The organism is Desulfoluna sp. CYM3A, assembly GCF_056829965.1.
On sequence record NZ_CP186556.1, the window covers coordinates 3810956 to 3833187 of the forward strand.

Here is a 22232-nt window from a genome sequence, read left to right on the forward strand (position 1 = left end):
CCATCCAAAGTAGGGTTGGACCCCTGCGATACCACATTCCAGTCAGACACCTCAATCTTGGCGTTGTAGTACATGGCACCCGCCGATATGGTGGGCTTTTCAATGAGCGAAAGCCCCGCCGGGTTGTAATAAGCCGCAAACACGTTGTCGCAGTAGGCCGACACGGCGCCCGCCTGGGCCGTGTTCATGGCGCCGATCCCCATGGTTTCGACGTTGGCTGCATAGGCCGACGACGTACTCAGCACCACCGCTGCAAGGACCACCAATCCTTTTTTCACCATTTTTTCCACCTTCATACTTCTCTCCCAAAAAGTTTGTTGTTACCTATATTGTCACCGGTTGTCAGGAGCTAACTAAGTTCACCACAAGCAACCGCGAGTCAATCCACCAGAACAGGAAACTAACTTTTTTTGCACGATTGGAGAGATAGTAGAGACCGTGAAAACCACTTGTCAACTGCAAACGGCATTTACACTCTAAAATTAGAATCACAATTCCATGCGCCGGATTAATACCTTGTTAAAACTCGTATTTTGCAATACCAGCGTTTCATGTATGATCCATCAATCACTGTAAGAAACAGAGTTCTTAAATTGTATCGACATTTTTTTAGTATACAATTGATTTTTTCCGAGCAGAGCACCAGGTTGTACACCGAAAAAAGAACACCCCCAAAGACAACCAATGCCAACAAACCGGCCCAGGTATTCTGAAGTTGGGGTATTTCATTACAGCCCCCCTATGGAAATCCTACACAGCCGGGGGTAAGACAGGACAAAAATAGAACGCACACAATATAAATAGCAGAGCCAAAAACAGCCTTAGCCAGACAACTTAGGGAGGAGAGATGGACACGTTGATCAGGGAAGACGGAACACTGCCCTACGGTTACCACCACAGACCGGTGGGAAAACTCAACTTCCTGGACTTTGACCTCAGGTCGGCCTTCGGCAGGCGACGCAGCTTTCTATATAAACGCTTCAAGTTCAATCGTTTCAATTTTGTGGGGTTCATGTCCGACACCTTCATGGCCGGTGTGGCGGTGGTGGATTTGGGACTCATTAAAAACGGATTCGCCTATCACCTTGACCGCGCCACGGGCGTACTCACGGAGACCTCGGTCCTCACCCCCTTCAAGGCCAGCATCCGCCCCACCCCCGACGCCCCCTTAAGCCGCATCAAGACCCCGGCCCTTGACCTCACTATTTCCGAAGACGGGGTGGAATGCCGCACCGACAGGCTTTCGCTCAAGGCGGCCTTCACCGCCCCGCACCCGGCCCCCCTGCGGGTGGTCTCTCGCACCGGGTACAGGGGCTGGACCTACACCGACAAACGGTCCCCCGTCGAAATAAACGGCACCCTCACCGTGGACGGCACCCAGACGGAGATAACCTCGCCGCAGGTGCTGGCCCTCACCGACTGGTCCGCAGGCTACATGCGGCGCAACACCTTCTGGAGCTGGGCCTCGTCGGCGGCCATGCTGGCCGACGGCAGGAGCTTTGGTATGAACCTGGCGGCCGGAGTCAACGAGACCGGCTTTACCGAAAACATGGTCTGGGTTGATGGAACCCCGACCCACATTGGCCCCGTTCACTTCGACTACAAACAAGACAACACCACCGCCCCCTGGCGCATCACCTCCATGGACGGCATCATCGACCTGGCCTTCACCCCGGAGGGCCACCGCGAGGAGAAGGTCAACGCCCTGGTCGTGGGCAGCCTCTTCACCCAGCTCTGCGGCCGCTTCACCGGCACCGTCACACTACCCGGCGGATCCCCCGTAACCGTGACCGGTGCGCCAGGATTCTGCGAGGACCATTTTGCAAAATGGTAATTCGACGCGTAACGATTCAAGCCTTAAAAGCTGCATTCCCAGGTTACAATCGATCGGCTCAAAAAGCATGCCTCCGGCGGCGAGGTGAGCCACCTCGAAACACATCGCCCTTGCGCTTTGTCCCTCGTTCCTCGGGCAAAAGCGCAAGGGCCTTCGGCTGGGCTTCGCCCGCTACAAAAGCCGGTGGTTTAGGCAGACAGGCTCTCACCCTTCGAAGGTATGGGATACGCTTTGCCCCATGTCACAACGTAGCCGCAGGCGAAAACTGATCGCTTCTCGCATCGGAGCCATTGCCATTGATCGGATGATCTCACATAAACACGGGCGTAGATGGGTTCCTCGGGTCAAATCACATCCGCCCTTCAAACAAACGTCGACCTTGATCATCGTTTGGGCCATGGGCCTGCCCCTCCGCCGAACCCCCTTGTCCCCTCAGCCTACGTATTCCGGCCTCGCTCGGGTGAGAAGACAGACTAAAATGCCGCACCGGAGTGCGGTGCTCCGTTTCGGTCGATTTTTCACGTTTTTTTTCAAAGGCCGTGGCAAGCGACAACCAGGGTCCAAGCTCCATTCAAGAAGAACGATGAACAGTTACGTCGACACAATAAAAAAAGCCCGCCGAGCCGGCGGGCTTTTTTATTCATCTCACTCACAGGGCCCCTGTGGGCCGGGCATTACTTTTCGTCCACCCTGCACCGGGGCAGCACAAGATTCAGCACCACGCCGAGGATCCCGGCAAGGCCGATGCCCTGGAGGGTAAACTGACCGGCGGAGACGCTCATGCCGCCAATGCCGAACACAAGGATCAGAGCCACGATGGTCAGGTTGCGGGCCTCCATGAGGTCCTCGCCGGGGATGATCAGCGGGATCCAGACCCACCACCATGATGGCGCCGAAGAGAAGCAGCATGATGCCACCCATGACCGGGGTGGGGATACTGGAAAGCAGGGCCCCGAGCTTGCCCACAAAGGCAAGAAGGATAGAAGTGATGGCCGCCCAGGTCATGACCCCGGCATTCTGTGCGCCGGTGAGGGCCACAGCCCCTGTCACCTCGGAATAGGTGGTGTTGGGGGGGCCGCCCAGAAGGGAGGCAAAGCTGGTGGCAAGGCCGTCACCGAGCATGGTGTTTTCGATGCCGGGATCCTTGAGGTAATCCTTGCCCGTGATGCCGCCGATGGCAAGGATGTCCCCGAAGTGCTCAATGGCCGGGGCAATGGCCACGGGAACGATAAAGAACACGGCCGCGGAGTTCCACTCCGGAAAGGTAAAGTCGGGCAGCGCCAGCCAGGCGGCATCCCTCACCGGGCTGAAATCCACCAGACCGTTAAACAGGGCAACAACATACCCCACCACAATCCCGCACAGGATGGGAATCAGCTTGATCATGCCACGCCCCAGAAGAGAGACCAGCACCGTGGTGGCAAGGGCCGCCATGGAGACGGTCAGGGCAACGTCCTTGGGAATAATGGCCGCAGGGTTGGCCACACCGGTGGCCATCTTCACGGCCACGGGGGAGAGAATCAGACCGATGACCATGATCACCGGGCCGGTGACCACAGGGGGAAGCACCTTCTCGATGATGGCCGATCCCTGCCAGCGGATGAGAAAGCTCAGGGCCACATAAAACAAACCGGCGGCGATGAGGCCGCTCATGGTGCCCGCGATGCCCCACTGCTGCACCCCGATGGAGATGGGGGCGATAAAGGCAAAAGAAGACGCCAGGAAAACCGGAACCTTTCCCCGGGTCACCACCTGGAAAATCAGGGTTCCCACCCCTGCGGTAAACAGGGCCACGTTGGCGTTGAGGCCCGTCAGAATCGGCACGAGCACCAGGGCACCGAAGGCCACGAAAAGCATCTGGGCCCCCAAAAACGAATCCTTCACGCTAAACCGGTAACTGCTATTGCTGCTGCTTGTCATTTCCCCTCCTGAATCAGCACACACATCATAAATAGAAAAAAGATCATAAAAAAGGCCCCCGAAAGGACCCAAAACAAACAAAATCTATGGTGCCCTCTGACGAAAGCGGCCCATGGCCGCCGAAAAAGGGCATAAAAAAAGAGGGGCCGAAGCCCCTCAATAGAACTATTTGGTACCGAATATCTTGTCCCCGGCATCACCGAGGCCCGGAAGGATGTACCCTTTGTCGTTGAGCCGCTCATCCACGGCCGCCACATAGATGTCCACATCCGGATGGGCATCGGTCACCCGCTTGATGCCCTCGGGGGCCGCCACATGGAAGAGGCCGCGGATGCTGGTGCAACCGGACTTTTTAAGCATGTCGATGGTGGCGATGAGGGTGCCGCCGGTGGCGAGCATGGGATCCAGGATCAGGGCGATACGCTTGTCCATCTCCCCTGCCATCTTTTCATAATAGACCACGGGCTCCAGGGTCTCTTCGTTGCGGTAGAGGCCCACGACGCTCACCTTGGCCGAGGGGATCAGGTCAATGACGCCGTTCATCATGCCGAGGCCGGCGCGAAGGATGGGGAGGATGGTGATCTTCTTGCCCTTCATGCGCTCCACGGTTACGGGACCTGCCCAGCCGTCGATCTCCACCTCTTCGGTCTCCAGATCCTTGGTGGCTTCGTAGGTAAGAAGACGGGCCACCTCAGAGGAGAGATCCCTGAAGTCTTTGGTGGAAATATTCTTTGCTCGCATCAAGCCCAGCTTGTGCTTGATAAGGGGGTGTTCTGCAATATGTACGGCCATGGATCCTCCTGAAGCCAAGTGCTTTCGTGCCACGCGATCTTTCGTGCCACGCTATTTTAGTGATCTTAATTCTTGATCTATGGACAACACCGACCCGCGGGTCGGCCATCCGGTCCCTCCATGTTTTGCCGTGGCGGCCGCAGGACGCATATCCCCCCGGGCCATGGCTACGCTTTACACGTTCGCAGCCGAAAACCACAACCCATCGGACTTTCAAGAAGATTCATCCGAACCCCGCCCTGACCTCACGGCAAAATCAACGAAGTATATAAAAAGCGGCCCGGGATTTCAACCTGTTTTTGTCCCCGGGGCACTGTCGGAGACAAACCTTTGAAACCTTAAACAAACAGACCTTAAAGCCATTTTAGCCATGAAAAGCCCTTTGATACATAAAAATGCTTGAAGCCCTCACACCTCTGTCCACGGCGTAGCCCGTCAGCAGAGGTGATGCTCCAAGGAACAAAGAGTAGAGTATCCGCGAATCCGTTTTGTTTCGCTTTGGGGGGTGACATTTTTTAAGGGCATCATTATAGTGGGGGCGACATCAACAACCCAAGGCCCGCCCCGTGAGCCAGAAACGCCGGGCCGCCTATTTACCCTTACCGAGAGTTCCATGCCCGACGCCACCTGTTACGCCCAGGTCACCGTAACCCTGCCCCTGTCCGGACCCTACACCTATATCGTGCCGGATCACCTGCGTGCCCACGCGGCCGTGGGCTCCCGGGTCCTCGTGCCCTTTGGCCGGCGCACGGTGACAGGTTACATCACGGCCTTTGCACCTCAGGTGAAGTCCATTCTGGACACCCTGGACCCCTGCCCTCTGTTTACCCCGGCCATGGTTCCCCTGTTCCGGTGGATTGCCGACTATTACATGGCCCCCATGGGGGATGTGATCAAAACAGCCCTGCCCGGCGGGCTCAATGTGGTGGACCGGCAGGTGGCCTCCCTCACGGACAGCGGAAAAACCGCTGCAGGCGACCCGGCCTGCCCGGAGGCGGACAAAGAGCTCCTTGCCCTGCTGATAAACTCACCGGTCCCCTTGAAACAGCTCATCGACGCAGACCCGCCCGTCCCCCGCGCCCAGATACAGGCCCTTGAGAAAAAGGGATGGATCACGGTGACCCGTGAGCTCAGCACAGCACGCACCCGGGCCAAGATGGAGACCCTGGCCGAGGCGGCCTTCGGCCCCCTCCCCCAAAAAGGGGTCACGGAAAAACGCCAGCTTCTCCTGGACTTCCTGCGCGTCCACGGCGCCACAGCCCGGTCCGACCTCAACCGAAAGCTCCCCTCGGCCAAGAGCACCCTGGGCCCCATGGTGGAGATGGGACTCGTCCACCTCTTCGAGGACCGGGTGGAGAGATCCCCCCTGGGAGAAGAGATCGTGCCCGACACCCCGCCGCCCCTCACCGACGAGCAGCAGAAGGTGGTTTCCACGGTGTCGGCACAGCTCAAAGAGGGGTATGCCACCTTCCTTTTAAAAGGGGTGACGGGCAGCGGAAAGACCGAGGTCTACATGCGGCTGGTGGAAGAGGCCTTGTCCGCCGGGAAGACGGCTGTGGTGCTGGTGCCTGAAATCGCCCTCATCGCCCAGACCGACCGCCGGTTCAAGTCCCGCTTTGGGGACCGCATCGCCGTCCTGCACAGCGGCCTCTCCGACGGGGAGCGCTACGACCAGTGGGTGAAAATCGCCGAGAAGCGGGTCAGCGTGGTCATCGGGGCCCGTTCGGCCATCTTTGCCCCCCTCACCGATATCGGCCTCATCGTGGTGGACGAGGAACACGACGGCTCCTACAAACAGGAGAGCGGCCTTCGGTACAACGCGCGGGACCTGGCCGCTGTGCGGGCCCGCATGGAAGGGGCCGTGGTGCTCCTGGGCTCGGCCACGCCCTCCATCCAATCGGCGTGGAACGCCACCACCGGCAAGTTCAAAGAGGTCCTGCTCACCAAGCGGGTGAACAAAAAGCCCATGCCCGAGATCGAGGTGGTGGACTTAAAGAAATACAAGGACCTGCCGGGCATCCACACCTTTCTCACCCCCCGCCTCGTGGAGGCCATGACCCAGACCCTGGACCGGGACGAGCAGGTGCTCCTCTTTTTAAACCGCCGTGGTTTTTCCGGCGCGCCCATCTGCGCCCACTGCGGCGAGCCCTTAAAATGCCGTCACTGCGACGTCTCCATGACCTTCCACAAAGGCGTAGGCGCCTTTCGCTGCCACATCTGCGGTTACTTTGAACCGGCCAAGACCCACTGCCGTATCTGCAACGGCAACAAGATCAAGCTCCTGGGCAGCGGCACGGAAAAGGTGGAAGAGGCCGTCAAGGACATCTTCCCCCACAAGACCGTGGCACGGATGGACCAGGACACCACGGCCCGGCGCGGCTCCCTCCTTAAGATCCTCAAAGGGGTCCGGGAAAAACAGGTGGACATCGTGGTGGGCACCCAGATGATCGCCAAGGGCCACGACTTCCCCGACATCACCCTGGTGGGCGTGATCTGCGCAGACACCGCCTTGAACCTGCCCGACTTCAGGGCCGGGGAACGCACCTTCCAGCTCCTGGCCCAGGTGGCCGGGCGCGCGGGCCGGGGCGACAAGCCCGGCCGGGTGATTCTCCAGACCTACGTGCCCGATCACTTTACCATCGGCTGCGCCGTGGACCACGACGCCGACGCCTTCTACACCCACGAAACCGGGTTTCGCCGCGCCCTGGCCTACCCGCCCTTTACCCGGATCATCCTGATTCGCATCGCCGACAAAAACAGCCAGCGCAGCCGCGCAGCCGCCCAGAAGCTCTCCGGGCTCCTCTGGGACCGGCGCCCGGACACCGGCGTTGCCATCATGGGCCCTGCCGAAGCGCCCCTGACCCGCGCCATGAACCGCTACCGCTGGCAGATCCTCCTCAAAGGAGAGTCCCCTTCCGTCATGAAAAAAATGGCCGCAGACGCCCTTGAAGCCTTTCGCAAGGAGGGGGGATTTTCCAATGTCTCCGTCACCATTGACGTGGACCCCTATGCACTGGGATAATCTTATTTTATCGTAACTATTCAGCTCAAAAAAAACAGCCTCCGGCGGCAAGGTGTGCCACCTTGAAAGCAGGTTGCGGATGTGTTTTGCCCCTCGTTCCTCGGGTCAAATCACATCCGCCTTTAAAGTAAAAATTCACTCAAAAAGATTTTTTAAAACCTGTTTGTTAAACCCGCCTTTATAAAATCAGGCAAACGTTTAGCCCCCGGCAGGGCCGCCGGAGGCAACCATAAGCTGAATAGTTACATTTTATCAAAGGAACACACCATGCGCATCGCCATCATGAGCGACAGCCACGACAATATCTGGCACCTGAAGACCGCCCTTGACCTCATCGCCGAAGCCGAAGCCGAGGCCATCATCCACTGCGGGGACTTTGTGGCCCCCTTCATGCTCCGGCGCCTGGACAAGGCGGGCATCCCGGTCCACGGGGTCCTCGGCAACAACGACGGCAGCGTCCTGACCCTGGCCCGGGCCGCCTATCGGGACCTTGACCACATCCAGCTCCACGAGACCGTGGGCAAGGTGACCCTGGGGGGCCTGCGCATTGCCTTTACCCACCAGCCCGATGTGGGGCGCGCCTTTGCCGCCACCGGGGACTTCGACCTGGTCTGTTGCGGCCACTCCCACACCTGGCACCGGGAAGAGCTTGGGCGATCCACCCTACTGAACCCCGGGGAGATCATGGGTTCCAACGGCGATCCGAGTTTCGCCCTCCTCGACACAGCCGAGGGAACCATCCGCAAAGTCACCTTTCCCCATGCCCTGGGCAACCACGCCAAGGCCGCCCTTCACCTTGACAACACCCGGCGAGAAACATACACTATGCGCCGATGCTGATACCTGATACGCAACGAGTCCGTGCTCTCGCAAAATATAACCGCACATCCTCCGCCCTTTTGGGGGATACGATACATACCAGCCGACACAACGTATCGACAAAACCCCGGCTTCCATGGACGAGCCGCAAGGTTATGTGCTGCCCGAGCCCTCACGCTCATCCCCTTCGTCCCCACGCGACGACAGCAACGTTCGACACTGAGGTGACATCATGTACAAAAAATTAGTGGCGCTGGTGCTTTTCATCCTCTGCACCGCCCTGCCCCTTTCGGCTGCCGAACAGGCCGAAGGGCCTGTTCTCCATATTCCCGAAGCCCAGTTTGACTTCGGCTCCGCACCGGAGGGCAAACGCATAAAGCACGAGTACACCGTAGAGAACCAAGGTACCGAAGAACTCCGCATCACTCGGGTCCGGCCCGGCTGAGGCTGCACCGCCGCTTCGTTTACGAAGCGAATCGCGCCAGGCGGCAGCGGAATCATCACAATCATCGGCAACACCAGGGGCTACGGCGGACGGGACTTCAAGCGCAGCATCCAGGTGGGTATCGATGACTCGGAACGACAGACCACCTCCCTGATCTTCAGGGGCCATGTGGAAAAAGTCGTCACCATCACTCCGTCCCAGGTTCGGCTCATCGGCAAAGAGGGTCAGGAGCTCACGGCCAAGGTACGCATCGTGCCCAGCAAGGAGTATCCCTTCAAGCTCCTCTCTGCCAATCCCGTGAACCCGAAGCTCATCACCGTGGACGTTAAAGAGGTGGCGGGAAAGACCGGCCGTGAGTATGAACTCACCGTGAAAAATGTCACAAGCAAAAGCGGGCGCTATTCCAGCACCATCGACATCGATACGGACAGCGATATTCGTCCCCAGATGAGGATCCAGGTGACCCTGTACATCCGGAAAAAAGCCTGACAAAAAAGCCATGAGCGCCGTCGGGCACCGCGGTAATCCCCGCAATGCCCGGCCGGTACCACCACGACTCGCCTCTCCACGGGCATCCCCCGATGCCACGGATAACCAAAGGCCCCGACACTTAATTTATGGAAGGCCCGCTACGCCCGGGCTTTTAAGGCATGAAATCAAACATCACCCCCGAAGCCATCCGAGTGGTTGCCTTTGACTGTGACGGCGTTATGTTCGACACCGAAGAGACCAACCGCATCTACTACAACACCATCCTCGACCGGTTCGGGATGCCCCCCTTAAGCGACGAGCAGTTCCGGTACGTCCATATGGCCACCGTCAGTCAGGCCCTGGCCTACCTGTTTGAGGGACGCGTGGACTTAAGCGAGGTGCGCGCCGCCACCGCCGCCTTTGACTACGCTTCCCTGATTCCCCATATGAAGATAGTAACCGAGCCTGATCCGCGTTCTCACGGCCCTTTCGCCCCGATGCAAGCGGGCCGTGGCCACGAACCGGTCCAACACCATGGACGCGGTGTTGACGTTTTACGGCCTTTCGGATCTCTTTGAGCTGGTGGTCACCTCCCAGACTGTGGCCCACCCCAAGCCCGCCCCGGACCAGCTCCACAGCATCATGGACCACTTCAAGGTGTCGGCCCACGAGATCCTCTACATCGGAGATTCCAGCACGGACCAGCTGGCAGCCCAGGCCGCCGGGGTCCCCTTTGTGGCCTTCGGCAACCCGGACCTTCCGGCCGACGCCCACATGGAACGCCTTGGGGAAATCCCCTTGATGCTGGGGTTGCCCATGGCTTGAATCAAAGCTCCCCGGCGCCACCCCGCTTACGTGAAAGACGAACAGTTCAACAACCGTTTTTTTTGACACCAACGTCACCCGGATCCCTTTTGCGACGGGAATCCCAACCAACGACTTGTAAACCAAAGGACACCTTCATGAAGAAAAACCTGATCTCTGCATCATTTGCTCTCATCATAACCCTGGCTTTCGTGGCCGCCGCTGCCACCGAGAGCTAAGAAAAAAAAACCTCGAATCCTTTGATGAGCAGATCGGTTACACCATCGGCATGGAAATCGGCACCAACCTCAAGGCCAATGCCCTTGAGCTCGACATTGATGCCCTCATCAAAGGGATCCAGGACGGCTTCCACGGTACCGAGCCCCTCATGACCCCTGAAGAGATGACCCAGACCAAAACCACGGCCATTGAAAAGATGCAGGCCAAACGCATCAAGCAGACCGTGGACAACCTTGAAAAAGCCAACGCCTTCCTGGCCGAAAACAAAACCAAGAAGGGCATCACCACTACCGAGTCCGGCCTCCAGTACGAGGTCATCGCAAAGGGCACGGGCGCCACCCCCAAGGCCTCCGACAAGGTGAAGGTCCACTACAAAGGCATGCTTCTGGACGGCACCGTCTTTGACAGCTCCTACAAGCGTAACGAGCCCGCCGTTTTCCAGGTGGACCGCCTCATCGCCGGATGGACCGAAGCCCTTCAGCTCATGAAGACCGGTGCCAAGTGGAAGCTCTACCTTCCCCCGACCCTGGCTTACGGCCCCAACGGCAACGGTCCCAAGATCGGTCCCAACGAAGCCCTCATCTTCGAGATGGAGCTTCTGGAGATCGTTCCCGCTGCCGAATAACGGGAGCACCTCCCCCCCTGCCCCGTGCCCTCCTATGCCACCACCTGAGAGAGGCACGGCTGGGGGACCGTCTTGCTTGACGGGATAACACATTCAAAAAATGCCTTTTCCCTGCCGCTCACATAGTGGTATAGAAAGCTCGTGCCGGTATCATGCAAATCCAAGGGTTTCATAATACCGGCACTCTTTTTTTTAAAGGAAGGCCCCGGCTGACCACGCACTCACCGGGGACGCGCCATGTTGGATTCAAGGAGTGATGCCACGGCCCAGCACAAGGCCCTGGCAAATGTTGAGCCCTGTCCGCCGCGTCAGGGATATGTGTGAACCACCAGGAAGGTTACTAAGAAGATGCTGGAAAACTTTTTCAAGCTCAAAGAGAACGGAACCGATGTCAGGACGGAAGTGATCGCAGGCCTGACCACCTTTATGACCATGGCCTACATCCTGGCCGTCAACCCGGACATCATGAGTGCCACCGGCATGGACAAAGGGGCCCTCTTCACCGCCACCACCCTGTCCGCCCTGGTGGCCACCCTTGTCATGGCCCTGGTGGCCAAGCTCCCCTTTGCCCTGGCCCCGGGCATGGGCTTGAACGCCTTTTTTGCCTTCACCGTGGTCCTCAACATGGGCTACTCATGGGAGATGGCCCTCACCGCGGTCTTCATCGAAGGCCTTATTTTCATTGTCCTCACCTTTTTCAACGTGCGTGAGGCCATCATCAACGCCATCCCCCTCTCCATCAAAAACGCCGTCTCCGTGGGCATCGGCCTTTTCATCGCCCTCATCGGCCTTAAAGGGGCAAACGTCATCGTCAAAAGCGATGCCACCCTCGTCACCCTGGGCAACATGGGCGATCATGCCGTCTGGGTGGCCTTCATCGGTATCGTTGTCTCCGGGACCCTCCTGGCCATGAACAAAAAAGGGGCCCTGCTGGCAGGCATCCTTGTCTCCACCCTGGTGGGCATCCCCCTGGGCGTCACCCACATGGAAGGGCTGAAGCTCTTCTCCGCCCCCCCCTCCCTTGAGCCCATCATGTTCAAGTTCGATTTCTCCAAGCTCTTTACAACGGACATGGCCGTGGTTCTCTTCACCTTCCTCTTCATCGACATGTTCGACACCGTGGGCACCCTGGTGGGCGTGGGCGCCAAGGCAGGACTCCTGGATGAAAAGGGCCGCCTGCCCCGGGCCAAGCAGGCCCTCTTTGCCGATGCCATCGGCACCACCTTCGGCGCCTGCATGGGCACCAGCACCGTCACCACCTACGTGGAGAGCGCCTCTGGCGTGGCAGAGGGCGGCCGCACCGGCCTCACCTCCCTGACCACCGCCGGCCTCTTCTTCGTGGCCCTGTTCATGTCGCCCCTGTTTCTCATGATCCCGGGCGCAGCCACGGCCCCGGCCCTGGTCATGGTGGGCTTCTTCATGCTCTCCCCCATCAAGAACATCAACTTAGACGATGCCACCGAGGCCCTCCCGGCCTTCATCACCTTCCTCATGATGCCCCTTACCTACAGCATCTCCGAGGGCATCGTCTTCGGCATGCTCAGCTACGTGATCTTAAAGGTCCTCTCCGGACGGGCCAAAGAGGTCTCACCGGTGATGTACATCATCGCCGCCATCTTTGTTCTCAAGTTCTTCATGTAGAGCAGGCCGCATAAAAACGAAAAAAGGGAGCGCCCGCCTTGCGGGTCGCTCCCTTTTTTATTTTCCCTATAAGCTTATGGTCTATGACCTATAAGCCTATCACCTGTCTCACTGATTCCCGAACCCGTTCTGTGCGCTGCAGTCCGGGCACTCCCAGGTGATGCCGTTGCAGGTCATGCCCCAGAAGTTCTCTTCCATGCAGTCCTGACAGATGGTAAAGCCGCAGCGGCAGCGCCAGGCAAAGGGGAGCTCGCCTTTGCCGCAGCAGTGGCAGGGCGATTCCTGGGCTTTGAGTTTCTTTCGCTTATATGAGGATATTCTTTTTGAAGTACGAGGCATGATCCACCTTGATACACCGGTTCATGATCACGTCGATGCCGTGATCTGTCAAACGTTCAGCCGCTTCCCTGTTCTCAATGCCGAGCTGCATCCAGAACACCTTGCACCCGACGGCGATGGCTTCGTCCACATGCTGGATGACGTCTTCGCTTCTTCTAAACACATTCACAATGTCCACGGGGCCCGGCACCATATCAAGGGTTTTATACGCCTTTTCCCCCAGGATCTCTTTCTGGGCCGGGCGCACGGGAATGATGACGTACCCGTTTTCCTGCATGTACCTGGCCACATCGTGGGAGTCCCGCTCGGGCTTGGGTGAAAGCCCCACCACCGCGATGGTTTTTGCACGCTCCAGCACGTCCTTGATCTGCCGGTCCGAGATGAGGATCTCGCCTTTTTTCTCTGCCATGGTTCACCTCCGGGTGTTTGCCGTTTGGCCCTTTTCATGGTAGGTATACGCCATTGCAGCGGGTTTTTCCGCGCAATGACCTCATCGACACGTAACCCCACACAATCCGACACGTCACCAACGCCGTGCAAGGGTTGTCCCGATAATAAAGACCCCGCAGGGGCATCGCCATACCGACGCATCGGCCCGCATGATCACATCGCGATATCAGATGCTGAACGTAATGCAACCCAAGGCCCCTGTCAACAGGCCTCGCCCCATGAACCCGGAGCCATCCAGACCATGACCGACAAGAAAAAAATCTACCTCATCGACGGCAGTGCATACATATACCGAAGCTTCCACGCCCTTCCCCCTTTGACCAACGCCGAAGGGCTCCCCACCAACGCGGTGCTGGGCTTTACCAACATCATCGTCAAGATGATGAACGACTTTGCTCCCACCCACGCCGTCATCTGCTTTGACGCCAAGGGCCCCACCTTCCGCCACGAGATGTACGAAGAGTACAAGGCCAACCGGCGCATCTTCCACGCCCGACGACCTGAGGGCCCAGATCCCCTTTGTCCACAAGGTGGCCGAGGCCTACCGCATCCCCACCATGGAGCAGCAGGGCCTGGAAGCCGACGACGTCATCGGCACCCTGGCCAAAAAAGCCGAGGCCGCCGGTTTTGAGGTGGTCATCGTCACCGGGGACAAGGACTTCATGCAGCTCGTCACCGACACCTGTGTTATCTCGGACCCGGCCCGGGACGTCTACCTGGACCGGGACGCGGTGAAGGAAAAACTCGGGGTGTGGCCCGAGCAGGTCACCGACATCATGGCCCTCACCGGAGACACCTCGGACAACGTCCCCGGGGTACCGGGCATCGGTAAAAAGACCGCCCCGGCCCTCATCAATGAGTTCGGCTCCCTGGACGGCCTCTACGAGCAGGTGGAGACCATCACCAAGAAGAAGCAGAAAGAGAACCTCATCACCAACAAGGACCTGGCCTTCATCAGCCGGGACCTGGTCACCATCAAGACCGACGCCGACCTCCCCTTTGACGAAGAGGCCCTTGTGGTTCCCGAGCCCGACGGCGAGACCCTTTTAGAACTCTTCAAGGAGCTGGGCTTTAAAAAATACATCAAGATGTTCAGCGCCCCGCAGAAAAAGGTGACCAAAGCCTACCACGCCGTGCTCACCGAAGAGGCCCTGGCAGAGCTGGCGGAAAAGATAAAGGATGCCCCCCTGGTGGCCGTGGACACCGAGACCACAAATCTTTCCCCCATGCTGGCCGAGGTGGTGGGCATCTCCGTTGCCGTGACGCCCCACGAGGCGTACTACATCCCCTTCGGCCACACGGGCCTGGAGTCCGACAAGCAGCTCTCCAAAGAGGCGGTCTTTGCCGTCATGAAGCCCATTCTGGAAGACCCGGCCATCCGCAAGTGCGGCCAGAATATCAAATACGACCTGCTGGTCTTAAAAGGCGCGGGCATCGAGCTTCGCGGCATCGCCTTCGACACCATGGTGGCCTCCTATCTCCTCAACCCCACCCGGCGCTCCCACGGCCTCGACGACCTGGCCCTGGAGCTCTTCGACCACCAGACCATCAAGTTCGAAGAGGTGGCGGGCAAGGGCAAGAACCAGCTCCTTTTCTCCGAGGTCCCCCTCTCCCAGGCCGTGCCCTACGCCGCCGAAGACGCTGACATTACTCTGATGCTCGCCCAGGAGTTTGAAAAAGAACTTGAGGCGAAAAACCTCACCGGGCTCTTCGACACCATGGAAATGCCCCTGATGCATGTCCTGGCCGAGATGGAGCACACGGGCGTGGCCGTGGATGAAGAGGCCCTCATCACCATCTCCAAGACCTTTGAAACCGAGATGGAGACCATCGAAGCGTCCATCTACAGCCTTGCAGGGGAAGAGTTCAACATCAACTCCTCCCAGCAACTCGGAGCCATCCTCTTTGAAAAGCTTGAGCTGCCCGTCCAGAAAAAGACCAAGAAGAAGACCGGCTACTCCACGGACGTAGAGGTCTTGACCGCCCTGGCCGCCATGCACGACCTCCCGGCCCAGGTGATCCGGTACCGGACCCTGGCCAAGCTCAAGAGCACCTATGCCGACGCCCTGGTGGGCCTGATTCACCCCACCACCCACCGGATCCACACCTCTTACAACCAGACCGTGGCCGTCACCGGACGCCTGAGCAGCTCCAACCCCAACCTCCAGAACATCCCGGTGCGAAGCGACGAGGGCCGCATGATCCGCGGGGCCTTTGTTCCGGCAGAGGGGAATAAACTCATCGCCGCCGACTACTCCCAGATCGAACTGCGCCTCCTGGCCCACTGCTCCGGGGACCCCATCCTCATCGAGTCCTTCAACTCAGGCGAGGACATCCACAAACGCACCGCCGCCGAAATGTTCGACTGCGACCTCCTCTTTGTCACCGGGGAGATGCGCCGCCAGGCCAAGGCCGTGAACTTCGGCATCATGTACGGCATGAGCCCATACGGCCTCTCCAAGGAACTCGCCATCACCCAGAAGATGGCCAAGAGCTTCATCGAAAACTACTTTGCCCGCTACAGCGGTGTAAAAACGTTCATCGACACCTGCATCGAAGAGGCCCGGGAGACAAAAACCACAAGCACCCTCCTGGGGCGTATCCGGCCCCTGCCCGAGATCGCCAGCGCCAACCGCAACGTCAAACAGTTTGCCGAGCGCTCTGCGGTCAACACCCCCATCCAGGGTACCGCCGCCGACCTCATCAAGCTGGCCATGCTCCGCTGCAGCGAGATCATCAAAGAGAAAGAGCTGAAAACCCGCATGATCATGAGCGTCCACGACGAAATCGTCTTTGAAGCCCCGGAAGCGGAAGTAAACGAAGTGAAGGGCCTCATGCAGCAGGCCATGGAAAACGTCTGGGAGCTTGCCGTGCCCCTGTCCGTCAATATCGAGGTGGGAGACAACTGGAACGAGGCGCACTAAAAGGGCAGGTTATAGGCACACCAGGTCATAGGTTATAGGTTATAGGTTATAAAAATGCCTCCGGCGGCCCTGCCGGGGGCCCAACTTTTTAAAAAGTTTGACAAAGAGGTCTCAAGTAATAATTTATAGGCTCCGCCGAAACAATTTCGCCATTTTGCGCACCCGTACTTCGTTTTAATCGCCCTGAAGGGCGATTAAAACGAAGATACAGGTGCGTAGAAACGTTTTTTGCGGAGCTTTTTTTTGCAAAAAAGCGACCCGCCGGAGGCAACTGAATAGTTACCTTATTTTTCGATTTATCAAAGCGCTTATCTTCGACCCCTGCGGGGCTGGAGATGAGCTCCTTGATTACCGGAAAATTTTTGCGGAGCTTTTTTCAAAAAGCGACCCGCCGGAGGCTTTTTTGAGCTGGATAGTTACCGGCGGCCTCTCCTTTCATGCTTCTAAAACCACGATAAAAGGCCGCACCCCATGATGCGTCGTTTTGCCAATCTTTTTCTGGTTCTTTTCCTGGCCGACGGGGCCATCTCCGTCCTGGACGAACTCCTTTTGGCGGTAAGCGGGATGCACCTGCTCGTCCAGCCCAGGAATGTCCTCGCATATCTGGTCCTTTTTCTCTCCGTACTTATTTTCATGGTCATGGGCCTGGACCGACGACTTCCCAAGCGAGTCTTCTTGCCCATGGCGGCCTATGCCCTGTGGGGAGGCCTCCTCTTCTGGCCCGCGCCCCGGTACATCCCCGAAGGAGTGTTCGGCATTCTCATGGCCCTGGGGCAGCTGGGCATCGGCCTTGCTGGGCTCCGGGCCATTGGGCATCAATCGGACCACCCCTTTCTCATGAGCCCCTCCATGTTTCAAAGGCCCTGGTTCAGCGCAAAAAACACCATAGTGTATGTATCCGTAACCACCCTGGCTGTTCCCGTGCTTCTGTTTTTCATGGGGCTTTCGGCCTTTTCTGCCTTTGTGGAGGCCCGCACCAACGGGTTCATGCGCATCAGCTTCACCGGCCTTTACATGAACGAAAAAACCTACGGGAAAAACGGAAAGACCCTGCGCCTGATTCCCATGATCCACATCGGCCGCACAGCCTATTACCATGACATCGGAAACTCCATGACCAACGGCAGGACCCTGATCCTTGCCGAAGGGGTCTCGGACAGACAGGGGCTCCTCAGAACCCACTTTTCCTACGACAGCCTGGGAACCCTTTTGGGCCTCGACACCCAGGAGCGCATGACCCTGGACGCCACCAGCGTCTCCGACGAGTTCAAGCCCCTTGCGCCACCGGATGAGGCGGCCCACAAACCCCATATTGTCTCCGCAGACATCGACCTCTCCGAGGCTTCCCCGGCCACCGTGGCCTTCATCAACACCCTGGCCCAGGTCCTCTCCGAGGCCGATTCACCCGCAGGCGCATGGCGGGGGTACACCGCCTGGCTCGAAACCCAGACAGATGACGAATCGATCCTGGCCGACATCACCTACGACATCTTCACCCGAAGGAACCAGGCCGTGGTCGCCATGATGGCCAAGGCCCTGCCCCGTTACGACACCCTCATCGTGCCCTGGGGCGCCCTTCACATGGCCGATATTGAAAAAGAGGCCCAAAACATGGGGTTTGTCTTGCTCACGGAAAAGGAGCGGCTGAGCGTCAGCTTCCGGGAAGCCCTGGTTCACTTTAAAACGATTCAGAAGTGAACAGTGCAGGAAACACTGGCTTGAGCTGTCTCATGTCCAGAGTCGTCGGAAAAAAGAGTCGCTGCCATAGATACATCCCGACTTTTCCCTGTAAAAAAAGAGCAGGCGACCCTCAGCTTGGTTTCATATTTGTAGTGAGCCGTACTGATGATTCGCTCTAAGGAGCCGTTTACTTTCACACGCCTGTTTTTCACAAAAAAACCGACTTCTGGCCCCACATAAGCCACATTTCTGTCATCAAAATACGCGTCGCCGACACGAAGAAAACCATAGTACTGATACTGGTCATAGCAGAGAGCCTTTGTCCGCCCAAGCCCAAGCACCATGTGAGGGTACAGCTTGTTTTTCTCTCCTTCCAACCCTTCCTGCTCAAATGAAAGCTTCACCTCTGCAGAAGATCCTTTAACAGAGGGTTTAAAGGGGACATATGCCTTAAAGTCAACCACATCAAATTCCTGAACAAACAACTCTCGGTCTTTTACAAAGTAATCAAGCTCAGTACTCAGTAACTTAAACCGGAACTCTTTAAAATATTCCGAATTATCAGAAGATAAGCAATTGTAAACAGGAGATATGCCAACAAGCGAATAAGGAGCTGCCCCTTGTAGGCAGCCCCAAAAGAAAAGCTTGAGGCTCCATTGGTGTTAAATCGGTTCTTAAATTCGGAATATTGCCCATTCAAAACGGCGTGTTCAACGCGTGGGTCAATTGAGGCATTGATTGCATCCAACAGATCCTGTCTGTTGTTATCTTTCTCATGCCTGCTTGTGAACACCTGGTATATCAGCTCTGAGCGCAGCAAGATCAAAACCATTTGCCTTTCATACAAATCAGAAATGCGATCCAACACTGTCAAATCATGGTTTTTCATTACAGACGCTGCCAACGCCTTGTCCTGTGCACTGAGGTGCCCCGATATCTGCCTTATTGTGTACTCGAGTGTTGGTCTGAAATAGACTTCGCCGACATGCTTAGTCGACATGATCGCCCTAACAATCCCCTTTGGCGTTTGAACGAATCGACTGATCTTCACGGAATCGGGGTATCCCGCTTGGATCAGGTCAAGAATACCTGCCCCACAATTATAGGAAATAAAATTATACCCTACATTGATCCCCTTCATTTCCCATAGGTGGCATATGAGAAGTGAGCACTGCTCCATGCTCAAGTCCAAAGGCAATTCAACCATATTGCGCTGTTCTTTATAGCAGTATTTTTCTACTTCATCGTCATATGAGGTCAGAATATATCGACCGTCCAGGTGTGAAAAAAGTGCGTCATAGAACATAGAAAATGTACTATTGTCAGGCAACACAGCACAAAACCCCACAGCATGCGATCGTCTTCCGCGGCTGTCCTCACCATCGAGTTTCAAAAACAGGTGCCCCATCATGCTTCCAACATATTTAAAGCTTTCGGAAGTGTATACGATGGATATTTTTTGGGCTGACAAATTCGTTATAAAGGCTTTGAGTTCGGGGCAGGTGAATGCTGAAGGAACGATATCCAGTTGGCGGCACAGCCAAAGATAGCGAGCAGGAAACCGGCATAAAAATGTATTCTCGAGCAAGTCTTCCCCAAAAAAAGCCTCAATGCATGCGTTCAACTCAGATTCGGGTGAACGACAGCCATTGGAAGAGACAAAAAAAGCCGAGTCCCGGATCAAAAAGCGATTACTTTTATAGTGAATGAGAATGTGCCAGAAAGGATGATCGGATAGATTTTTTATTTTTGCTTTTTCGTGCAAGCGGTAAGTAGTATTGCTGACATTCTTATGCTCGGCAATGGCATTGCCGGGTAACCCGACTACGAATGCCACTGCCAGAACACACACACCTTTAATTATGATTCTCATTCTTTATCTTTGCGCTGTACTGAATCTTGGCAAGGTCTTTTCGTTTCACAGGGACAACGACGTTTTCATCATAGGTCCACATTGATCCGGTTGATGCATCCACCCCTGCTGATGTCGTCCCAAACAGGCCAAAAAGAAAATTGGCGTAAAAAGGAACATTTACTTGCTGGGCAACGTTTACGGTTGTCTGTTCGCACGTCTCATCGGTCACACGCACAAGGACAGGGCTTTTGGCCCGTTTAACCATAACGGAAGAAGGAATGGTTATATTTTGGGTTCCTGATGCGGAAATGACTTCAACGTTAGCCTCTTTTCCGTCTGGGGTATTGAGTGAGATGTTCGCCGACTCTCCTGTAAAAACAGTTGCACAGCTGCAAAAATTAAAAACACAGAACAGAAAAAGCACAAAATACGTTTCTCTTGGTACCAAGCTCATTTCAAAAATCCTTTTGCGGTAATATTAGAAATACGATTAACGAAGCAAACCCCAGCCAATCAAACCAGCAATACTTAGATGAACATAAACATTAGTGTCAACCCAAACATCTCCACCAAATCCTAAGGACGCTGTGAGAAATAAAGCTCTTAACCAAATACCAGAAAAGCAATAGTCTCAGACGCACCATATTAACTACACATAACAAAAACAGTAAATACAATCAAAGACATCCACATTCAAAAAAAATTACTTAAAAAACCAAGTCTCTCCAACAAAGTTTATAGGCATCACACTTTACTTACACCCACAGTGCAAAAAAAAGCCGTTGCGTCGTATACCAAACAGACTCAGCCATCGTTCAATCGCCCTGTTTTTTGTTCCATAGCATGTGACGTCCCACGGGTATAATGTAACACCCCACAGAAACAACGAGCGCGTCCATAAACGCCTTCTAAATAAAAGTTGCCATCCCGCTTTATTGGCTCTATGCGAGGTTGTCAAACGCATTGATTGCGACTACCATCGGGATCTGTTTACCGAAAAAGACAAGGCTCTCCCCAGCGACCGCAGAAAACAAAAATGCATCTCGAATATGAGGTACCCTGCCATGAAATCCAATATGCCCATTCACCGGACCGACCCGTTTGTCAACAACACCACCCACGCACCATACGCCGCCGGGGCTTTGGACGGCCTGACCTTTGCCTTAAAAGACAACATGGACGTGGCCGGCGAGATCACGGGCTACGGAAGCCCGGGATGGAAAGAGACCCGTTCCACCGAGGCGGCGGCCCATGCCATCTGCATGGAACAGCTCCTGGGGGCCGGAGCCACCCATAAGGGAAAAACCATCTCCGACGAGCTGGCCTACAGCCTTCTGGGGGTCAATGCCTTTTACGGCACCCCGGTAAACCCCAAGGCCCCGGACAGAATTCCCGGAGGATCCTCCAGCGGCTCCGCATCGGCGGTGGCAGGGGGACAGGTGATTCCCCTGGGCACGGACGCAGGGATGCAGTCCAGGCTCCGCATCCGATCCAGATCTGGGGATGCACGGCCGTCCCACGGCCTCGTCCTGTCCGGGGTACTCCCCCTGGCACCGTCCTACAAGGCGTGGGCGCTATGGCCCGCACCGGAGAGGTGCTGGAAAAGGTGATAAGGGTTCTCCTGGCCAACGGGGCCCCGCAGTCCTGCCACACCCCGCCCGACCATCTGCTTTGTGGAGGATCTGTTTCAACTGGCCGACGGGGAGATCTGCAGCGCCCTTACGCCCATTCGCAAAAAACTGGCTGAAACCTGCCCCACCCGGACCGCCACCATGGCAGACATCACAGCTCCCCATGTCAACTGGCGCTGGCTCTTCGAAAACCTGGGATACCTGCTCTCCATTGAGATCTGGAACTCCTTCGGTGCCTGGGTCACCCATGAAAAGCCAACCCTGAGCCCCGGGGTGGAGTCCGCCCTTCACGCGTATGCCAAAGGCTCGGACCGCAAGGATATCCAGCGCCGCCTCACGCTTCGGCAAACCTTCCAGCGCCAGCTCAACAATTTTCTGAGCGACGGGAACATCCTCTGCTTTCCCACCACCGTGGACCCCGCCCCCAGGCTTTCGGAGATCACCCCGGCGTTCTACGAAGGGGAGTACATCCCGCGAGCCATGGGCGTCAACGCCATCTCAGGCATGTCATCCGCGCCCCAGATCACCATGCCCGTGGCAGAGGCAGACGGAATCCCTGTGGGCCTCTCGTTTGTCGCCGGGTATGGTCAGGACACAGCCCTCATGGCCCTGTGCAACGACCTCTACACCCGGTGCGTCGGTCACTGACGTTACGGGATGCTCCCCTTCTGCTGTCATGGGTTACGCCAAACAAAAAAGCGGCCCGATTGGGGCCGCTTTTTAACGCCATACCATGTAAC

Annotated in this window: 18 protein-coding genes and 2 pseudogenes; 12 read left to right on the forward strand and 8 right to left on the reverse strand. The window is 56.7% G+C overall.

Annotated elements, in window-relative coordinates; translation table 11 throughout:
* Positions 1 to 11: 11 nt before the first annotated feature.
* Positions 12 to 296, reverse strand: a pseudogene (locus ACOYW1_RS19430) (outer membrane protein transport protein); the annotation flags it as partial.
* 551 nt (positions 297 to 847) lie between these two features.
* Between ACOYW1_RS19430 and ACOYW1_RS19435 the strand changes: the two are divergent.
* Positions 848 to 1834, forward strand: a complete 987-nt coding sequence (locus tag ACOYW1_RS19435) for a DUF2804 domain-containing protein (protein WP_482419355.1) — start codon at positions 848 to 850, stop codon at positions 1832 to 1834.
* Between the two features lie 645 nt (positions 1835 to 2479).
* Here ACOYW1_RS19435 and ACOYW1_RS19440 read toward each other — a convergent pair.
* The gene (locus ACOYW1_RS19440) at positions 2480 to 3754 is read right to left on the reverse strand and encodes a uracil-xanthine permease family protein (protein WP_482419356.1); all 1275 of its coding nucleotides are present in this window, start codon (positions 3752 to 3754) and stop codon (positions 2480 to 2482) included.
* Between the two features lie 165 nt (positions 3755 to 3919).
* On the reverse strand, positions 3920 to 4546 hold the full coding sequence (gene upp, locus ACOYW1_RS19445) for a uracil phosphoribosyltransferase (RefSeq protein ID WP_180140408.1): 627 nt from the start codon (positions 4544 to 4546) through the stop codon (positions 3920 to 3922).
* Positions 4547 to 5159: 613 nt separating this feature from the next.
* Between upp and priA the strand changes: the two genes are divergently transcribed.
* The 7 genes from priA (at position 5160) to ACOYW1_RS19480 (ending at position 12613) form a co-directional block, all read left to right on the forward strand.
* Positions 5160 to 7568 (forward strand): replication restart helicase PriA, encoded by a 2409-nt coding sequence (priA, locus tag ACOYW1_RS19450; RefSeq protein WP_482419357.1) that lies wholly within the window; start codon positions 5160 to 5162, stop codon positions 7566 to 7568.
* A 267-nt stretch (positions 7569 to 7835) separates the two neighbouring features.
* Positions 7836 to 8408, forward strand: a complete 573-nt coding sequence (locus tag ACOYW1_RS19455) for a YfcE family phosphodiesterase (protein ID WP_482419358.1) — start codon at positions 7836 to 7838, stop codon at positions 8406 to 8408.
* A 211-nt stretch (positions 8409 to 8619) separates the two neighbouring features.
* A complete protein-coding gene (locus ACOYW1_RS19460; RefSeq protein ID WP_482419359.1) occupies positions 8620 to 9321 on the forward strand; it encodes an OS_HP2 family (seleno)protein in 702 nt (233 codons plus the stop codon).
* A gap of 161 nt (positions 9322 to 9482) precedes the next feature.
* Positions 9483 to 9881: an HAD family hydrolase gene (locus ACOYW1_RS19465; RefSeq protein ID WP_482419360.1), complete on the forward strand. Its 399-nt coding sequence runs from the start codon at positions 9483 to 9485 to the stop codon at positions 9879 to 9881.
* Positions 9814 to 10128: an HAD family hydrolase gene (locus ACOYW1_RS19470; RefSeq protein ID WP_482419361.1), complete on the forward strand. Its 315-nt coding sequence runs from the start codon at positions 9814 to 9816 to the stop codon at positions 10126 to 10128. Before ACOYW1_RS19465 ends, ACOYW1_RS19470 begins: the two co-directional genes overlap by 68 nt.
* 250 nt (positions 10129 to 10378) lie before the next feature.
* Positions 10379 to 10972, forward strand: coding sequence for a BamJ family beta-barrel-assembly machinery protein (gene bamJ, locus ACOYW1_RS19475; protein WP_482423771.1), 594 nt, complete (start codon positions 10379 to 10381; stop codon positions 10970 to 10972).
* 348 nt (positions 10973 to 11320) lie between these two features.
* A complete protein-coding gene (locus tag ACOYW1_RS19480; RefSeq protein ID WP_482417437.1) occupies positions 11321 to 12613 on the forward strand; it encodes an NCS2 family permease in 1293 nt (430 codons plus the stop codon).
* Between the two features lie 108 nt (positions 12614 to 12721).
* Here ACOYW1_RS19480 and ACOYW1_RS19485 read toward each other — a convergent pair whose 3' ends face one another.
* Together ACOYW1_RS19485 and ACOYW1_RS19490 are read right to left on the reverse strand one after the other, a co-directional pair.
* Positions 12722 to 12952 carry a hypothetical protein gene (locus tag ACOYW1_RS19485; RefSeq protein ID WP_482417438.1) on the reverse strand — a complete coding sequence of 77 codons (231 nt, stop codon included), beginning with the start codon at positions 12950 to 12952 and terminating at the stop codon, positions 12722 to 12724.
* Positions 12918 to 13361 carry a CoA-binding protein gene (locus tag ACOYW1_RS19490; RefSeq protein ID WP_482419362.1) on the reverse strand — a complete coding sequence of 148 codons (444 nt, stop codon included), beginning with the start codon at positions 13359 to 13361 and terminating at the stop codon, positions 12918 to 12920. The genes ACOYW1_RS19485 and ACOYW1_RS19490 overlap by 35 nt, the downstream gene beginning before the upstream one ends.
* A gap of 282 nt (positions 13362 to 13643) precedes the next feature.
* Here ACOYW1_RS19490 and polA point away from each other — a divergent pair.
* Together polA and ACOYW1_RS19500 are read left to right on the forward strand one after the other, a co-directional pair.
* A pseudogene (gene polA, locus ACOYW1_RS19495) lies at positions 13644 to 16326 on the forward strand (DNA polymerase I).
* 471 nt (positions 16327 to 16797) lie between these two features.
* Positions 16798 to 18024 carry a hypothetical protein gene (locus tag ACOYW1_RS19500; protein ID WP_482419363.1) on the forward strand — a complete coding sequence of 409 codons (1227 nt, stop codon included), beginning with the start codon at positions 16798 to 16800 and terminating at the stop codon, positions 18022 to 18024.
* Here the strand turns inward: ACOYW1_RS19500 and ACOYW1_RS19505 are convergent.
* From ACOYW1_RS19505 to ACOYW1_RS19515, 3 genes are read right to left on the reverse strand one after another with little or no spacing between them, the layout of a single operon-like run.
* Complete coding sequence (locus ACOYW1_RS19505; RefSeq protein WP_482423772.1) at positions 18015 to 18599, reverse strand: DUF7840 domain-containing protein; 585 nt, start codon at positions 18597 to 18599, stop codon at positions 18015 to 18017. The genes ACOYW1_RS19500 and ACOYW1_RS19505 overlap by 10 nt on opposite strands.
* Positions 18527 to 19879 carry a lipoprotein N-acyltransferase Lnb domain-containing protein gene (locus ACOYW1_RS19510; protein ID WP_482419364.1) on the reverse strand — a complete coding sequence of 451 codons (1353 nt, stop codon included), beginning with the start codon at positions 19877 to 19879 and terminating at the stop codon, positions 18527 to 18529. Before ACOYW1_RS19510 ends, ACOYW1_RS19505 begins: the two co-directional genes overlap by 73 nt.
* Entirely contained in the window at positions 19863 to 20315 is a 453-nt protein-coding gene (locus tag ACOYW1_RS19515; RefSeq protein WP_482419365.1) for a hypothetical protein, read from the reverse strand. The genes ACOYW1_RS19510 and ACOYW1_RS19515 overlap by 17 nt, the downstream gene beginning before the upstream one ends.
* 610 nt (positions 20316 to 20925) lie before the next feature.
* Between ACOYW1_RS19515 and ACOYW1_RS19520 the strand changes: the two genes are divergently transcribed.
* Both ACOYW1_RS19520 and ACOYW1_RS19525 read left to right on the forward strand, forming a co-directional pair.
* Complete coding sequence (locus ACOYW1_RS19520) at positions 20926 to 21471, forward strand: amidase family protein (protein ID WP_482419366.1); 546 nt, start codon at positions 20926 to 20928, stop codon at positions 21469 to 21471.
* 63 nt (positions 21472 to 21534) lie between these two features.
* Positions 21535 to 22140, forward strand: a complete 606-nt coding sequence (locus tag ACOYW1_RS19525; RefSeq protein ID WP_482419367.1) for an amidase family protein — start codon at positions 21535 to 21537, stop codon at positions 22138 to 22140.
* The last annotated feature ends 92 nt before the right edge of the window (positions 22141 to 22232 follow it).

What these genes read in the sequence shown, in the direction of transcription:
- ACOYW1_RS19455 (WP_482419358.1), top strand. Translation starts at nt 7,836, where the DNA reads ATGCGCATCGCCATCATGAGCGACAGCCACGACAATATCTGGCACCTG.
- priA (WP_482419357.1), top strand. Translation starts at nt 5,160, where the DNA reads ATGCCCGACGCCACCTGTTACGCCCAGGTCACCGTAACCCTGCCCCTG.
- ACOYW1_RS19465 (WP_482419360.1), top strand. Translation starts at nt 9,483, where the DNA reads ATGAAATCAAACATCACCCCCGAAGCCATCCGAGTGGTTGCCTTTGAC.
- ACOYW1_RS19510 (WP_482419364.1), bottom strand. Translation starts at nt 19,879, where the DNA reads ATGAGAATCATAATTAAAGGTGTGTGTGTTCTGGCAGTGGCATTCGTA.
- ACOYW1_RS19485 (WP_482417438.1), bottom strand. Translation starts at nt 12,952, where the DNA reads ATGCCTCGTACTTCAAAAAGAATATCCTCATATAAGCGAAAGAAACTC.
- ACOYW1_RS19515 (WP_482419365.1), bottom strand. Translation starts at nt 20,315, where the DNA reads ATGAGCTTGGTACCAAGAGAAACGTATTTTGTGCTTTTTCTGTTCTGT.
- ACOYW1_RS19435 (WP_482419355.1), top strand. Translation starts at nt 848, where the DNA reads ATGGACACGTTGATCAGGGAAGACGGAACACTGCCCTACGGTTACCAC.
- upp (WP_180140408.1), bottom strand. Translation starts at nt 4,546, where the DNA reads ATGGCCGTACATATTGCAGAACACCCCCTTATCAAGCACAAGCTGGGC.
- ACOYW1_RS19440 (WP_482419356.1), bottom strand. Translation starts at nt 3,754, where the DNA reads ATGACAAGCAGCAGCAATAGCAGTTACCGGTTTAGCGTGAAGGATTCG.
- ACOYW1_RS19490 (WP_482419362.1), bottom strand. Translation starts at nt 13,361, where the DNA reads ATGGCAGAGAAAAAAGGCGAGATCCTCATCTCGGACCGGCAGATCAAG.
- ACOYW1_RS19500 (WP_482419363.1), top strand. Translation starts at nt 16,798, where the DNA reads ATGATGCGTCGTTTTGCCAATCTTTTTCTGGTTCTTTTCCTGGCCGAC.
- ACOYW1_RS19480 (WP_482417437.1), top strand. Translation starts at nt 11,321, where the DNA reads ATGCTGGAAAACTTTTTCAAGCTCAAAGAGAACGGAACCGATGTCAGG.
- ACOYW1_RS19520 (WP_482419366.1), top strand. Translation starts at nt 20,926, where the DNA reads ATGAAATCCAATATGCCCATTCACCGGACCGACCCGTTTGTCAACAAC.